Genomic DNA, 14,931 nt, shown 5'->3' with positions numbered 1-14,931 from the left:
TTGGGTGGCTTTTTTGTTGGTTTCTGTTTTGCTTTATTCCTCCCCCAGCAGTTCCAATATCTTGTCCTCCACTTCCTGGGAGTCCCATTTTTCTTCGATAAGGGACATTCCCATCACCTCCTTCATGATCTTTTCCTGCTGGTCCCCAATGGCCAATGCCTCCGCATAAGGTCTTTCGGAAAAAGTGACCCTACTATAGACCGGCACCCACTTCTCGGGATGTTTTGCCGCAAAATGCTTCTCTATCTTTTTTTGCAATAGAAATTTGGGGTCGGCCGTTTTACTGCTCATTTCCACAAAATTTCTGTAACTCAGCTCCGCAATCGCATCTGCATTGGGCTTGCGCTCTTTTTGATAGGTTGAAAAAATGGTATCCCAATCGTCCCCGTGGGATTCCATCAACTTATCGAGCCTATAAATGTCCTCAAAGCCAGCGTTCATGCCCTGTCCGTAAAAGGGTACAATCGCATGCGCGGAATCCCCGACCAGGGCCACTTTGTTCCAATAGGTCCACGGATAGCACTTCATGGTGACCATGGCACTTGTAGGGTTGTTGAAGAAATCCTTGGTCAGGTTCTCGATATCTTTTTGCACATTGGGGAAATATTCCTTGAAAAATACGCGGGCATCGTCTTCCGTTGCAATGCTCTCGAAAGACACTTTCCCTTCAAAAGGTAAAAAGAGGGTACAGGTGAAGCTGCCATCCACATTGGGCATGGCGATGAGCATAAACTGGCCTCTTGGCCATATGTGGAAGGAGTTTTTGTCCAATTTGTGGGTGCCGTCCTCATTGGCTGGAATGGTCAGTTCCTTATAGCCCACATCAATAAAATCTTGGGAATAATCGAACCTGCTCTGGCGCTGCATCTTATGCCTGACCCTTGAAAAGGCGCCATCGCATCCAAACACGAGGTCATACTGATATTCCTTCCATTCCCCTTTTTCGGATTCGCCCGTATATAGTCGTGCCGTGGGAAGGTCAATGTCCCATACTTTTTCATTGAAGCGGAACTCGGTACCTTCCTCTTCCGCCAAATCGATCATGCGCTTGTTCAGGATCCCTCGGGAAATGGACCAAATGGCCTCCCCTTCCTTACCATATTTCTGAAAATACACCGGCTTGTCGTTCACGTGCATGGCACGCTTGTCCAAAGGAATCGCTATTTCCTTGATTTTTGCCTCAAGACCTACTTGTTCCAAGGAGCGCCATCCCCTATTGCTCATGGCCAGGTTGATGGATCGACCCGAAAATTTGATGGTCCTGATATCGGGTCTCCTGTCAAAAACCGTGACGGAGTGTCCTTTTTTTCGAAGATAAATTGCCAAGAGCGAGCCCACCAATCCGGAACCGATGATGGCGATATTTTTGGGAGTCTGTGCCATAAATGCCCAACTGGGCCAATTCTAGTTAAGCTTCAAAAATACGGATTTTTCATTTGCGTTCCCTGCAACTTATGGCTTTATACAATTCTTGTCCAAGCCTATGAAAGGTTGATGGAATCCACCACGGCCATGTTTAAGAATTTTTAACATTCCTTGGAAATCCCTTTGCTCGGAGACCACCGTATATATAACAAATATCCCGCTTCGGCGTCCATATATATGAAAAAAGTCCTTCTCAAAAATTTGCGAAGGACTTTTTCCCTTTTAGTATTTATGGATTCTATTTCAAAATCTGATCCACAATGCCGTACTCAACAGATTCTTCGGCGCCCAGCCAGTAATCACGGTCAAAATCTTTCATGACCTTTTCAAACGACTGCCCACAGTTATCCGCCAAGATCCGGGCTCCCAGTTCCTTGGTCTTGATAATTTCCTTGGCCTGTATCTCGATGTTAGAGGCCTGTCCCCTTGCACCGCCACTGGGTTGGTGGATCATCACACGTGCGTGGGGCTGGATAAACCTTCTCCCCTTTTCGCCCACGGACAAAAGAATGGACCCCATGGAGGCAGCGAGTCCGCTACAAACGGTGGAAACCGGGCTTTTGATCTGCTTGATGGTGTCATAAATGGCAAAGCCCGAGGTCACATAACCTCCTGGGCTGTTGATGATCAATTGGATCTCCTTATGGTTTTGAAGATCCAAATAGAGCAAACGGTCTATGACGTGCTTGGCAGAATCATCATCCACTTGGCCCCATAAAAATATCTTGCGCTCATCGAGCAACTTCTCTTGGATCAATTCTTGAACCTTTCCTTTTTTTGAACTCATTTTTTAATTGTTGTGAACCTCAAAAATAATCAAATTCCAAGGAAATCTCGCCACAGGTTTGCCACAATGGTCGGTTTAGGAGCGTATCTCCACTTTTTGGGACACCACATCCTTTATCGGGATGACGAATTTACCCCTTTCTGTGACCAAAGTGAGGCTATTGTTGTCTATGGATTCTATGGTGCCCTCATCATCCCCGATCACAATGATGTCCCCTACCGCATAGGTTTTTCGGGTATAGAAAGACCTCAGGATATCCGCAATGATCTCCCTGGAACCAAGACCGACCCCCAGCGCAAAGGCCAAAAGGAAGGACCCCATGATCATGGTAATATTATTGGTGATGATGGTGGTGTCCACCCCCGCTTGGTTGAGTGCGGTGACGGACATAAAGATGACAATGACGTAGAACAATAGGTTGCTCACCAAGTGACTGCCTCCGAACTCCAGGGAATCGAACAGCCGCTTTACGGTATTCTTGACAAAGTTCCCAATGTAGAACCCGATCATGAGCAAGGCAAGTGCACTGAAGAAACGGGGCAGGTAATGCAACAGGTTACCAATCTCGACCGATATGATATGCCAATTGAGGATATCTGCGACCACGATCAAAAACACCAAGATCAAGAGCCATTTGACAAAGCCGAGGACAATCTTGGCCACATCGATCTTAAAATCACCTTTGCTTGTGAGCCCCATACCATTTATCCTATCATTAAGAAGGTTCACCTTGGCCAGTCTCAAGATCCTTCCCAACAGGAACAGGACTATTTTAATGACCAGCCATCCCAGTAGCATGATTACAATGGCCCCAATGATCTTGGGAAAAACCAATGCTATTTCCTTGCCCATGGCCGATAAGGAATCAAACGTAATGTTCGTCCAATTGTTGATTGTTTCCATAGTTGTTGTTTGTTTATATAGTGTTGTTGTTAGGTTCTCAGTTCTCTCCCAGTGTTCTAAAAAGTTTTCGCAAGGCACTTCCCAAATTGATGGAAAACAAAGAGGCCATGTCCATGATCAGCTTTGCGGCCGCTATGTCGTTCATTACCTTCTTTTTCATACCGGGTGGGGCCTCCCTTAGCGAGGCCTCCAACTCTTTGAACGGGTTTTTGTGTTGCTTTGCCATCTATTCCTGGGTATTGTAGATTTCCAATAATCTTTCCTTAGCTCTCTTCAACCGCATTTTCACGGCGCTCTCCCCTATATCCATCAACTCCACCATATCCTTTATGCTGGCACCGTCCTGATATTTCAAGAGCAATATGGACTTATCCTCGGCAGTGATCAACTCCAGGGCTTTTTTGAGTCTGTCCGCCTTCATTTCATATAAGCTTTCATCGGGAACATCTTCCGTAAGCTTATATTCCGTTTCTTCAACCTGTACGGATAGATCACGCATTTTCCGCTGCTTGTTCCGGTTGACATAGTTGACGCAAAAGTTATAGGTAAAAGAATAGAGCCATGTGGAAAACTTGGATTTTCCCTTGAACGTCCTCAGTTTAATGAAAAGTTGTAGAAAAACATCCTGGGTCAAATCCTCGGCTTCATCATCGGATTTTGCAAATCCATAGCATTTGTTGTACACCATCTTGGCATAACGATCGTACAACTTCTCGAACAATAAGGGATCATTGCTCGCAACAATCTGTTCCACTAATTCCTCATCCGACAGATGGGCATAAAGATCTTCTGCTTCCAAAAACGTTTTGTCGGGGTTACTTATGACGATTAGAAACAGTTTTTTAAAAAAAGTCACTCCGGGGTCGATTTAATTTGTGCCATCCTTCAAAAAGGGGCGCAAAAATAGGGGAATTTCAGGTATATTTGGTTAAAAACCAGATATGAAGACTGTTTACCTCGTTGGAATGTGCTCCCTGATCCTTTTGATAGGCTGCAAAACCGAAACCAAAAAAACGGAAGAGACTGTGGAACCTGAAAAAACCGTCCCCGAACTGGTGGCGGATGCGCATGGTTTCCAAAACTGGAAATCGGTGAAGGAGATCACCTTTACCTTCAATGTGGACAGGGATTCCATGCACTTTGAGCGCAGTTGGGCCTGGAGACCCAAACTGAACGAAGTGACCGCCATTTCCGGGCCGGACACCTTGGTCTACAATAAGGGGAGCATGGATTCCATTGCCTATAAGACCAATAGTGGGTTCATCAACGACCGGTACTGGCTTTTGGCCCCCTTCAACCTGATGTGGGATGCCAAAAACTATACTTATGAGCACACTCCCGAGGCCACTGCGCCCATAAGCGGGGAGCAGATGCAAAAACTGACCATTGTGTACAAGAACGAGGGCGGCTATACCCCGGGCGATGCCTATGACCTTTATTTTAAGGACGATCATATCATCCGGGAATGGGCGTATAGAAAATCCAACCAAGAGGAGCCCAATCTGGTCTCCACGTGGGAAGATTACGTGACTATTGAAGGACTGGAGCTGGCACAGCAGCACAACCGCCCCGAAGGTGGCACGAAATTGTACTTTTCCGGACTATCGGTCAGTATGGAATAGGCGTTTTGTTTTTGGGCCAACAGCGTCCAAACTATTTTTTAAGTTCCCCAAAAAACATAACGGATGACCCAATACATCCATATAAACAAGTTGTGCGTCGTACTGACTCAACCAGATGAAAATTGAATTTGACTACATATTAAAAGAAAACGGTTGGGCAATTGGAATGCTTAAATCAAGAGATTTTTCGACTGAATTTAATGCCTCATATCTTCACGATACTTTGAATTCGATAATCAATGCAATAATCGGACTTTTGACCGACCGAAAAAGGGTCGCGATTCCCTTCTATGACGAACCTGGAGAACACCAATTAGTGATTGAAAAAATTGATTCCAACAAAGTTTCGATTGAATTAAAATGGTATGAGGATTACGCAACTGAATATGTGATTGATACGGATAAATATGTATCACTGTTTAAAGGTGAAACAACTTTAAAAGGTTTCTTCTCTAACGCATTTGATTCAATAAAAAGAATATTAGACGAAAACGGAATTGAAGGATATAAAGAAAAGTGGAGGCACGAATTCCCAATTTCTGACTATAAAAAACTGACTGAATTAAAAACTACTGCCAATAATGGCTATTCGTAATTGCCTGTACGCAAGGATTGAAATCCAATTAATTGAGTAAAACAACAACTCTAAAAGATATCCGATGAAAAAAATAATTTTCTTTCTGTTTATTTCCGTATCCGTATTCTCCCAAAATTCAGCATATCAAGTCCACTCCTATCTGACAGAGGGCACAAAAGCGCCGAACACCCATTACATAGGGGAAGCTTGGTTGAATGCCATTATTCACGATGACAGCGAATTGGGCTATAACATCACAAAAGCAACCTTTAAGGCCAACTCCACTTTGGACTGGCACAAACATAGTTCTGCCCAGGTATTGATCATTGTAGAGGGAAATGCTTATTATCAGGAGAAGGGAAATGAGCCTGTAATCCTGAAAAAAGGGGATGTGATCAAATGTGGAAAAGATATCGAACACTGGCATTCCTCCACCAAATTTAGTGATGTAACGTATTTGGCTTTATATAGCGGAGAACAACCCACCACGTGGACTGAGGTTGTGACGCAAGAATACTATGACGGGGTGGCCGAAAAACTAAAAAATGATTGAACTTCAACAAAGTTCAACGGCAAGTCCTTTGAATTAAAATACTGGCGAACAATCACGGCTACAATTCATTGTAACCGTATTTCCCTTCAAAAATCCTGCAATGAACTATCTTTGATATCAAGCGGACACTATTCATTCTTCCAAATAGGTTCGAAAGAACTCAACACAAAGAATTTAACCACAACAAAAAGCGTAAAATCCGCACAAAAAAATGAGAAGATTTGGAATTTTAGCACCCCTTGTTATTGCTGTGATGGTATCGAGTTGTAATTCCGATAAGGCCAATACAAAAACCGAGGTCCAGGAACCAAAGGAGTTGGCCTCCGACACCCTTACCAAACATTTGAAGTCCTTTGACCCCAATCTGCCCACCATTGGCCTATTGATGTACAATGGAGTGCTCCAAAGCGAAGTAGTGGCCACATCCGATGTATTTGCCAAACCTATGGAGGATGGAACCCAAATCTTCAATGTCGTCACCATTGCCGAGACCAAAAACCCCATCACCACTGAAGAAGGGCTGAGACTTGTCCCTGATTATACATTTGAGAACGCCCCAAAACTGAAAGTACTGTTCGTGCCCAGTGCCTATGACATGTATGCCCAGGTCCACAACGATAAGATCGTAAATTTCATCAGTAAAAAGAACAAAGAAACCGAATATATGGTCAGCAATTGTGCCGGGGCACAGCTCATAGGGGCATCTGGGATTGCAGACGGGCATAAGATCGTTACCTGGATCGGTGGTGGTGAGCAGCTCCAAAAAGACTACCCCAACCTGAAAGTCGAGGATGACAGCTTGGTCACTTATGTGAAGGATGGCAAATTTCTGTCCTCCAACGGCAATTTGGCCAGCTACATATCCGCATTGGAACTCCTCGAAATCATGACGAGCCCAGAACACCGAAAGTTTGTGGAGAGCTACCTTTATCTTGACCGACTTCAAAATTGGGGCAAACCAGCGCCGTGAACATTGGCCAAGAAAACGAAACCATGACCAAAAAGCACCTCTCAAAAAAATAATTGAAAAAAAATGTCCACTTTGATCCATCCCGATTGTCATTGAAATATAAGACGAAGATTCATTAACCCTAAAAATCCAAAACAATGAAAGAGTTCATTCTTATTTTCAGGCACGAAAATGCAAACGGCAAGGTTTCCCCAGAGCAAATGCAGCAATGGATGAAGCAACAAATGGAATGGGTGGACAGCATTGCCGCCCAAAACAAATTTATTGGCGGTACTGGACTGCTCTTTGATGATGCCAAAGTGGTAGACCACAACAAGATGGTCACCAATGGCCCGTTCGGGGACATCAAGGAAACCCTGGGCGGATACATTACCGTTAGAGCGGAATCGGCGGACGAAGCTGCGGAGTTTGCGAAAGGAGCACCCGTTTTGCAAGGCGAGGGCAACACTGTGGAGGTACGGCAGATCATATCACATTAAAATGTAAAGCAAAGCCCCATAAATGGGGTTTTTTTATGGGCAAAACTGATATCATACCAAACCTGTTCAGGTCGGAATACGGGAAGATCGTGACCGTACTTTCCCGCTATTTTGGTATTGAACATATCGAAATTGCCGAAGACCTCACCAGCGAAACCTTTTTGATGGCCGTCGAAACCTGGCCCTACAAAGGCATTCCCGAAAATCCCACAGCTTGGCTATACACCGTGGCAAAGAACAAGGCCAAAAACCACCTCAACAGGAACAAGACATTCCGGGACAAAATCTTGAACGAGCTGAAAACAGGTGAAAAACCATGGGATAGATTGGAAATAGACCTATCCCACAAAAGCATCACCGACAGCCAATTGCAAATGCTCTTCACTATCTGTCACCCTTCCATTTCCCAAAAATCCCAGATCAGTTTGGCGTTGAGGGTATTGTGCGGGTTTGGGATTGACGAAATCGCCGATGCCTTTTTGACCACCAAAGAAACCATTACCAAACGACTGCAACGGGCAAAGGAAAAATTGCGTTTGGAGAACATCCGGATGGCCCTCCCGGATGATGGTCAACTACAAATGAGATTGGACACCGTTCTGCGGGCCATGTACCTGCTGTTCAGTGAAGGCTATTATTCCGAGAGCAACAATTCCCTGATACGAAAGGAACTGTGTCTGGAAGCCATGAATTTGGTGTACCTCCTACTTCAAAATGACCTTACGAACAACCATTCGAGCAATTCACTGATGTCCCTGATGTGTTTTCACGCCTCCCGATTGGACGCAAGACTATCGGAAAAGGGAGAAATCATTTTGTATCAGGACCAAGATGCGAGTCTTTGGGACAAAACGCTCATTGAAAAAGGGTTTCACTACCTACAGCAGGCCTCCAAATGGGAAGTGGTCTCCAAATATTACCTTGAGGCAAGCATAGCTTACTGGCATACCGTCAAACAAGACCACAAGGAAAAATGGGAGAGCATCTTAAAACTGTATGACCAACTCCTTACGATAGATACTACACCCGTTGGGGCCATGAACAGACTGATGGCACTGGCAAAAGTGAAAGGAAATGAACAGGCCCTGAAAGAAGCCGAGAAATTGAATTTGGAGGACAATCACTTTTTTTACGTACTTGTGAGTGAACTACATAGAGAGACGGATAGGGAAAAAGCACTATCTGCATTGAACAAGGCGTTGGAGCTTTGCAAGACCGAACCGGAGAAAATATTGATCAAGAGCAAAATCCAAAAGATGTAGGCGACACAGAAAAAGCCGAACACATAACTCCACTTCAAGAGGACCAGCCATGGAACAACGACTAAAAGCACTAAAAACAATCCACATCGGACAAATATTGGGAATAGCATTGGCTTACTTTTTTCTGGGAGACCTTGGATCCAGGGATTTTTTAAAAATACCCGAAACCGATGCCACCACCTTCCTTTATGTATTGATCCCCATGGCCGCCATTTTTGTGGGACAGCTCATGTATAGGCAACAATTGCAAAAGGTGGATACCAAGTTGCCCTTGGAAGAAAAATTGGCAACCTACCAAACCGCACTCATTATTCGATGGGCACTGATAGAAGGGGCCGCATTTTTGATTCTTTTTCTGAAACCAGAGCTTGTGGCACTAGGCCTCTTGCTCATCCTTTACCTGATTTTACTTAGACCTTCCGAAGATGGCATGAAAAGGGACTTTCAAGCGTTTGGCAAATAAAGACTGAAAAAACACTAACTTGAAGATGGTTATGTGTGACCATTCATCCAATCAAAAAACAGCTCCCAAATGAAATACGGCTTACTCTTTATGCTGGCCTGCGTATGGGTTTCCTGCAACTCCCCTAAAACAAAAGCCGAAACTGCTGAAATGGAAACCAAGGCCGATCAGGAGGATGGCCTTCAGATTGGAGATTATGTCGTTGAGACCTTCCAAGATTCCAAGGACAACCTCTGGTTGGGCAGGGATGACTATGGGGCGAGCAAATTTGATGGAACTATTTTTGCCCACTTCACCATCAATGAGGGTCTGAATTCCAACAACGTCCAATCCATTGTTGAAGACAAAGAAGGAATTATTTGGATTGGAACAAGAGTGGCCGAAAAGGACAACACAGATGTCAACAAACGGTTGGGAAAAGGCGGATTGAACAAATATGATGGTGAAAAGTTCATCCATTTTCCCGAAATTGAAGGACTGAACAACAGTGATGTCTTTACCCTGTACAAGGACAACGCTGACCAAATATGGATCAGCACAACGAGCAATGGGGTCTATGCATTTGAAAACAATAAATTTGTGCACTACGATGTTCCCAAATCGACCATGAGCTTTTTGAAGGACAAGGCCGAGAACCTATGTCTGGGCTGTGCAGGAGGGCTATACCGAATCCATCCAAACGGCGAACTAGGGAACATTCGGACAAACGGACCTTGGAAGTAAAAAACGGAATGAACAACGAACATACCGCAATTCGAACCACCTATTTCAGCATCATTGGAAATACCAGTTTGGCATTGATCAAAGGGCTGGCCGGATTCTTTGGAAATTCCTATGCGCTGATCGCAGATGCCATCGAGTCCACAACGGACATCTTCTCTTCCCTCCTTGTGCTGTTCGGACTCAAATATGCCAAACGGCCAGCGGACGAAAACCACCCCTACGGACATGGAAAAATAGAACCCCTGATCACCTTCTTGGTGGTTGCCTTTCTTGTCACCTCGGCGACGGTGATAGCCTACGAGAGCATCCAAAACATCCGGACCCCCCACAAAATCCCTAAACCTTGGACATTGCTCGTACTTGGCGGCATCATTCTGTGGAAGGAAATCTCATTCCGGATCGTCATAAAGAAGAGCAAGGAAACCAACAGTTCCTCCCTAAAGGCGGATGCCTGGCACCACCGAAGTGACGCCATAACCTCGGTAATGGCCTTTATCGGGATTTCGATTGCACTCCTGTTTGGCAAGGGGTATGAAACGGCAGACGACTGGGCGGCCCTTTTGGCGTCAGCCTTTATTCTCTACAACAGCTATCTGATTTTTAGACCTGCCCTAGGGGAAATCATGGACGAGCACCTATATGATGATCTTTTGGAAGAGATCAGGGAAGAATCCATCAAGGTCAAAGGTGTTGTCGGGACGGAAAAATGTTTTATCCGAAAAGCCGGAATGAAATACCATGTGGACCTGCATGCCATTGTGGATGCAGAGATTTCTGTAAAGGAAGGTCACTACATTGCCCATCAGCTCAAAGACCATTTGAGAAAAGAAATCCCCAATTTGGGACATGTTTTGATCCATATTGAACCGGACACCTGTACGGTAGAGGCCCCATCAGCCGATGGCAAAAATTAATTTAGCTTGCTACATATTTATGCCAATCATTTTCGCTTCTTACCGAGAAAAAAGGTGATTCCCATAACCAATAGGGCCATACACAACAACAGCATAAAACTATACTTCAACGAAGCACTTTCTGCAATGAACCCGAGAATGACAGGCCCCAACAAAAAACCAATATAACCCGACCCTGCAATAAAGGCAACTCCTTGGGAAGAGTCCACTCCCTTTACATTACCGCCTATTCGGAACAATTCGGGGACAATGACCGAAAATCCAAGGCCATTGAAAGCAAACCCAATAATGGACAATGTGGTGTGCTGCGTCAGTACCAACAAATAGCCCAAAGCGGCTATAAAGGCACCTAGCCCCACAATTTTTATGGGTCCAATTTTAGAACTGATCCCATCCCCAAGAAATCGGCCCAAGGTCATGGTTGTGGAAAATGCCAAGAATCCCATGCCAATCAGCATCTCGGGGGCCATGGTCATTTCTTTAAGGTAAAGCCCGCTCCAGTCAATAATGGCACCTTCGCTCCCAAAAGAAACAAAACCTATGATCCCCAACAGCAGCAAAGGCTTGAAAAGTTTAAGACTAAACGGTTCTTTCTCCACGGGAGCTGCAACGATGTGGATGTAATGTTTTCTAAAATAGAGGTTGAGGATAAACACCAGCACCACCGTAATGCCCATGTGCAGCACAGGGCTCCCAATAACAGGAATCAGAAAACTGCCCAATCCCACCAAAATACCACCCAGACTGAAAAAGCCGTGGGCCGCCGACATGAAATTTTGCTTGTCCTCTTTTTCGATCTCCGTGACCAAGGTGTTTATCGCAATATCAATAAAACCATTGCCCGCCCCAAATAGGTACAGTGCCGCCATCAACAAGTAATAATTGGGGGCCATGAGCGGCAACATGGCCGTAGCGGTAACCCCTACAACACCGATCCAAGAAGCCCTGCCCACACCAATTCGGTTGATGAGCTTGGATGCCATTGGAATAATGGTAAACACGCCAAGGGACAGACAAAACAAAGCAATTCCCAAGTCCGCTTTATCTATGCCCAACTTCTCTTTTACGGTGGGGATGTATATGGCCCAGGTACCAAACCAGATATTGATGCTGGTAAAAACCCATGCTGCTCCAAAATACCTTGGATTGGACAGAATCAATTTTAGGGACTTCATAAAGATAATCGGTTGGTTGGGTTCATATAAAGAGTGGTCAATGCTTATTTGTTCAGTATGCCTTGTTTCAAAATCTGCCCAAAACGGTACATATCTTCATAGGAGCAATAGAAGGGAGCCGGGGCCAAGCGTATCACATTGGGTTCCCGCCAATCGGTGATCACCCCCTGCTTCATCAAGTAATCAAACAAGGCCCTGCCCTCACCATGCAGAAACACGGAAAGTTGACAGCCCCTTTCTGCTGGGGTGATGATCTCAAAAGTGCTGTCCACCTGCTTGTCTATCTCATGGAGAATAAATTCCAGATAGGCCACGATGATTCGTTGTTTTTCGATCAAGGCATCCATCCCCACCTCATCGAACAGTTCCAAAGAGGCCAAATAGGGGGCCAATGACAGTATGGGCGGATTGCTCAACTGCCAAGCATCGGCAGAAGCAATGGGGTCGAACTCAGGCTTCATCAAAAAGCGGGTCTCCTTTTTGTTTCCCCACCATCCCTCAAAACGAGGGATATCTTCCTTGTCCAAATGTCGTTCATGGACAAAAATACCCGAGGCATTCCCAGGACCGCTGTTCATATATTTGTAGCTGCACCAAGCGGCAAAGTCCGCGCCCCAATCGTGCAACTGTAGCTTCACATTACCTACAGCATGTGCCAAATCCCAGCCCACAAAGGCTCCAGCGGCCTTTCCCGCTGCGGTGATGGCCTGCATGTCCAGCACTTGCCCGTTGTAGTAATTCACCCCACCCATCAGTACCAAAGCGAGTTCATCACCCACCTCATTGATCTTTGCAACGATGTCCTCCGTTCGCCAAGCATGTTCCCCATCCCTTTTCTTCACCTCAATGATGGCTTCCTTGGGGTCCCATCCATGGAAACGGGCCTGGCTTTGCAACATGTACTGGTCCGACGGAAAGGCCTTCTCCTCACAGATGATCTTGAACCGTTTTGCGGTCGGCCTATAGAAGGAAGCCATCAAAAGGTGCAGGTTCACGGTAAGCGTATTCATCACTGAAACCTCCTTGGGCCGTGCACCTACCACTTTTGCCAATCCTTTCGCCAATCGTTCATGATAGTCCCACCAAGGTTTTTCGGCATAAAAATGACCTTCCACCGCCAGTTCCCTCCAATCTTTCATCACCTCATCCACATACGCTTGGGTGCGCTTGGGCTGTAAACCGAGGGAATTTCCGGTGAAATAGATGACATCCCTGCCATTTACCTGCGGAAAGTGGAACCCTTGTCTGTATTTGGAAAGCTGGTCCGCTGCATCAAGTTGCTGTGCGAATTCCAGCGTATTTTGGAATGTCATGTGTTTTTGCTTTGCTTCAAAAATACGATTTGTGGGATTAAATCTGGCTTGGGAAGTCACTCCAACCGCATTTCGATGATATGTTTTTTAAATCCTACTTTTTCATAGGCCTTGATGGCAGGAAGATTATCGCTATAAACGGTCAACCGTATTTCCTTGAACCCTTTTTGGACCGACCACTGCTTCAATTCATCCACAATTTTCGCATTGATGCCCAACCCTCGGTATTCTGGGTCGGTGTACATGAACCCCAAATAGGCATACCAATCGTGGTCCAGATAGTGCCTCGCCTTCTTTGGGATGGCATAGCCGGACGCCACAAGCTTTCCATCAGCTTCGGCCACGACCACATGGGCTTCGGTATCCTGTACCATCTGGGCCAGGTCATAATAGCTTACGTGGCCTTCCTTGATGGTGACATCGAATGGGCGTTCCGCCCTAATGATCTCTTGTTCAAATTGCAGCAGTGTGGGCAGATCTTCCAAGGTGCCCCTCCTTATATGTATCGTTTTTGACATCATCTTCCAAATTCGTGAATCCATGTCGAATGTACTTCTTTTCCCTATTTTTGCGAAAACTTGACCATGCATTTCCTCTCCCCTTTGTTGGAAAGTTATATTGCCGACCATTCGGAACCGGAACCCGAACTGTTGCGGGAACTGACCCGCGAAACCCACCTCAAAGTAGTACAGCCCCGAATGATCACAGGGCATTTTCAGGGAAGGGTACTCAGTATGCTGTCCAAGATCATCGCCCCAAAATATATTTTGGAAATCGGGACCTACACGGGATATTCGGCGCTCTGCTTGGCCGAAGGATTGGAAAAAGGGGGGCAATTGCACACCATTGAGGTGAACGAAGAGCTACGACTGATCCAGCGGAAGTATTTTGACAGGAGCGGGTATGGTCCACAAATCATCCAACATACGGGCGATGCACTGAACTTGGTACCACAACTGGAACAGACTTTTGACTTGGTCTTTATTGATGCACAAAAGGTAAACTATGATGCCTATTTTGAGGCCGTGATCCAAAAAACAAGACCGGGCAGTGTCATTCTCTCCGACAATGTGCTATGGTCTGGCAAGGTGGTGGAACCCATTGAAAAATCCGACAAGGCCACTGCGGCCCTTCTGGCCTATAACCAAAAGCTCAAGGATGACCCGAGGGTAGAAACGGTATTATTGCCCATCAGGGATGGACTGACGCTGAGTAGGGTGTTATAAAGCGTTTGTATAGCGCATGGAACAGCCAACCGGACAGTAGGCCCACCACCGTTCCTACAATGATATCAATGGGAAAGTGGACACCGACGTAAATGCGGCTCATGGTAAAAAGAATGGGCCAAATGAAGAAAAGGAGGGCCCACTTCAGCTTTGCCCGCAAAAAAAGGTACATCAACATGGCAATGGAAAAGGAACTGGAGGCGTGCCCCGAGAAAAAGCTATAGTCTGTCGGGGTCTTCAATATCCGGATCAGGGTGTTGATCTCCTCCGTGTTATTAGGCCGTAACCGTGCCACTGAAATTTTGGTGAAATGGGTAATGGCAGTGACAAAAATTACCAATCCCAATACCGTCAAGAATTTATAAAGGGCATCCTTTTTGGGAAATTTCATATAGAGTAACACCAAAAAAAGAACGAAAAGGGGTGTCCATGTGGCAATATGGGTCACCGTGGACCAAAAAGCATCATATTTTTCAATGCCCAAACTGTTGAGATAGACAAAAGTATCCCGATCCCATTGGAGCAATTTTTCAAGCATG

General features: G+C 45.6%; 19 protein-coding genes. 10 read left to right on the top strand and 9 right to left on the bottom strand.

Annotated elements, in window-relative coordinates; all coding sequences use genetic code 11:
- Positions 1-33: 33 nt before the first annotated feature.
- From D2V93_RS00555 to D2V93_RS00535, 5 genes are all read right to left on the bottom strand, one after another.
- A complete protein-coding gene (locus tag D2V93_RS00555; RefSeq protein WP_119617960.1) occupies positions 34-1,383 on the bottom strand; it encodes an FAD-dependent oxidoreductase in 1,350 nt (449 codons plus the stop codon).
- Positions 1,384-1,663: 280 nt separating this feature from the next.
- A complete protein-coding gene (locus D2V93_RS00550; RefSeq protein WP_119617959.1) occupies positions 1,664-2,212 on the bottom strand; it encodes a ClpP family protease in 549 nt (182 codons plus the stop codon).
- Positions 2,213-2,287: 75 nt separating this feature from the next.
- Complete coding sequence (locus D2V93_RS00545) at positions 2,288-3,115, bottom strand: mechanosensitive ion channel family protein (protein WP_119617958.1); 828 nt, start codon at positions 3,113-3,115, stop codon at positions 2,288-2,290.
- Positions 3,116-3,152: 37 nt separating this feature from the next.
- On the bottom strand, positions 3,153-3,341 hold the full coding sequence (locus D2V93_RS00540; RefSeq protein WP_072879488.1) for a hypothetical protein: 189 nt from the start codon (positions 3,339-3,341) through the stop codon (positions 3,153-3,155).
- A complete protein-coding gene (locus D2V93_RS00535; RefSeq protein ID WP_245978021.1) occupies positions 3,342-3,914 on the bottom strand; it encodes an RNA polymerase sigma factor in 573 nt (190 codons plus the stop codon).
- Positions 3,915-4,056: 142 nt separating this feature from the next.
- Here D2V93_RS00535 and D2V93_RS00530 point away from each other — a divergent pair, with 142 nt between their 5' ends.
- The 9 genes from D2V93_RS00530 (at position 4,057) to D2V93_RS00490 (ending at position 10,678) form a co-directional block, all read left to right on the top strand.
- Positions 4,057-4,737: a hypothetical protein gene (locus D2V93_RS00530; protein ID WP_119617956.1), complete on the top strand. Its 681-nt coding sequence runs from the start codon at positions 4,057-4,059 to the stop codon at positions 4,735-4,737.
- Positions 4,738-4,852: 115 nt separating this feature from the next.
- Complete coding sequence (locus tag D2V93_RS00525) at positions 4,853-5,332, top strand: hypothetical protein (RefSeq protein ID WP_119617955.1); 480 nt, start codon at positions 4,853-4,855, stop codon at positions 5,330-5,332.
- 64 nt (positions 5,333-5,396) lie between these two features.
- Complete coding sequence (locus D2V93_RS00520) at positions 5,397-5,867, top strand: cupin domain-containing protein (RefSeq protein WP_119617954.1); 471 nt, start codon at positions 5,397-5,399, stop codon at positions 5,865-5,867.
- Positions 5,868-6,078: 211 nt separating this feature from the next.
- Positions 6,079-6,837: a DJ-1/PfpI family protein gene (locus D2V93_RS00515; RefSeq protein ID WP_119617953.1), complete on the top strand. Its 759-nt coding sequence runs from the start codon at positions 6,079-6,081 to the stop codon at positions 6,835-6,837.
- Between the two features lie 137 nt (positions 6,838-6,974).
- The gene (locus D2V93_RS00510; RefSeq protein WP_119617952.1) at positions 6,975-7,316 is read left to right on the top strand and encodes a YciI family protein; all 342 of its coding nucleotides are present in this window, start codon (positions 6,975-6,977) and stop codon (positions 7,314-7,316) included.
- A gap of 35 nt (positions 7,317-7,351) precedes the next feature.
- On the top strand, positions 7,352-8,578 hold the full coding sequence (locus tag D2V93_RS00505; protein WP_119617951.1) for an RNA polymerase sigma factor: 1,227 nt from the start codon (positions 7,352-7,354) through the stop codon (positions 8,576-8,578).
- A gap of 49 nt (positions 8,579-8,627) precedes the next feature.
- Complete coding sequence (locus D2V93_RS00500; protein WP_147377328.1) at positions 8,628-9,041, top strand: MFS transporter; 414 nt, start codon at positions 8,628-8,630, stop codon at positions 9,039-9,041.
- A 69-nt stretch (positions 9,042-9,110) separates the two neighbouring features.
- Positions 9,111-9,764 (top strand): two-component regulator propeller domain-containing protein, encoded by a 654-nt coding sequence (locus D2V93_RS00495; protein ID WP_119617949.1) that lies wholly within the window; start codon positions 9,111-9,113, stop codon positions 9,762-9,764.
- Between the two features lie 8 nt (positions 9,765-9,772).
- Positions 9,773-10,678 carry a cation diffusion facilitator family transporter gene (locus D2V93_RS00490; protein ID WP_119617948.1) on the top strand — a complete coding sequence of 302 codons (906 nt, stop codon included), beginning with the start codon at positions 9,773-9,775 and terminating at the stop codon, positions 10,676-10,678.
- A 26-nt stretch (positions 10,679-10,704) separates the two neighbouring features.
- Here the strand turns inward: D2V93_RS00490 and D2V93_RS00485 are convergent, their stop codons facing one another.
- The 3 genes from D2V93_RS00485 to D2V93_RS00475 are packed head-to-tail and all read right to left on the bottom strand — an operon-like array spanning position 10,705 to position 13,708.
- Entirely contained in the window at positions 10,705-11,853 is a 1,149-nt protein-coding gene (locus D2V93_RS00485) for an MFS transporter (protein ID WP_119617947.1), read from the bottom strand.
- Positions 11,854-11,897: 44 nt separating this feature from the next.
- Positions 11,898-13,166 carry a kynureninase gene (gene kynU / locus D2V93_RS00480; RefSeq protein ID WP_119617946.1) on the bottom strand — a complete coding sequence of 423 codons (1,269 nt, stop codon included), beginning with the start codon at positions 13,164-13,166 and terminating at the stop codon, positions 11,898-11,900.
- A 56-nt stretch (positions 13,167-13,222) separates the two neighbouring features.
- A complete protein-coding gene (locus D2V93_RS00475) occupies positions 13,223-13,708 on the bottom strand; it encodes a GNAT family N-acetyltransferase (protein WP_245978019.1) in 486 nt (161 codons plus the stop codon).
- Between the two features lie 42 nt (positions 13,709-13,750).
- On the opposite strand from D2V93_RS00475, the gene D2V93_RS00470 reads away from it, so the two are divergent.
- The gene (locus D2V93_RS00470; RefSeq protein WP_119617945.1) at positions 13,751-14,392 is read left to right on the top strand and encodes an O-methyltransferase; all 642 of its coding nucleotides are present in this window, start codon (positions 13,751-13,753) and stop codon (positions 14,390-14,392) included.
- On the opposite strand, the gene D2V93_RS00465 is transcribed toward D2V93_RS00470, so the two are convergent.
- Entirely contained in the window at positions 14,358-14,930 is a 573-nt protein-coding gene (locus D2V93_RS00465) for a phosphatase PAP2 family protein (RefSeq protein ID WP_072879437.1), read from the bottom strand. The genes D2V93_RS00470 and D2V93_RS00465 overlap by 35 nt on opposite strands.
- Position 14,931 lies beyond the last annotated feature (1 nt).

The sequence above is a fragment of the Flagellimonas taeanensis genome (assembly GCF_003584105.1).
GTDB classification, from domain to species: Bacteria; Bacteroidota; Bacteroidia; order Flavobacteriales; family Flavobacteriaceae; genus Flagellimonas; species Flagellimonas taeanensis.
This window is presented reverse-complemented; position numbering and strand designations above follow the sequence as displayed.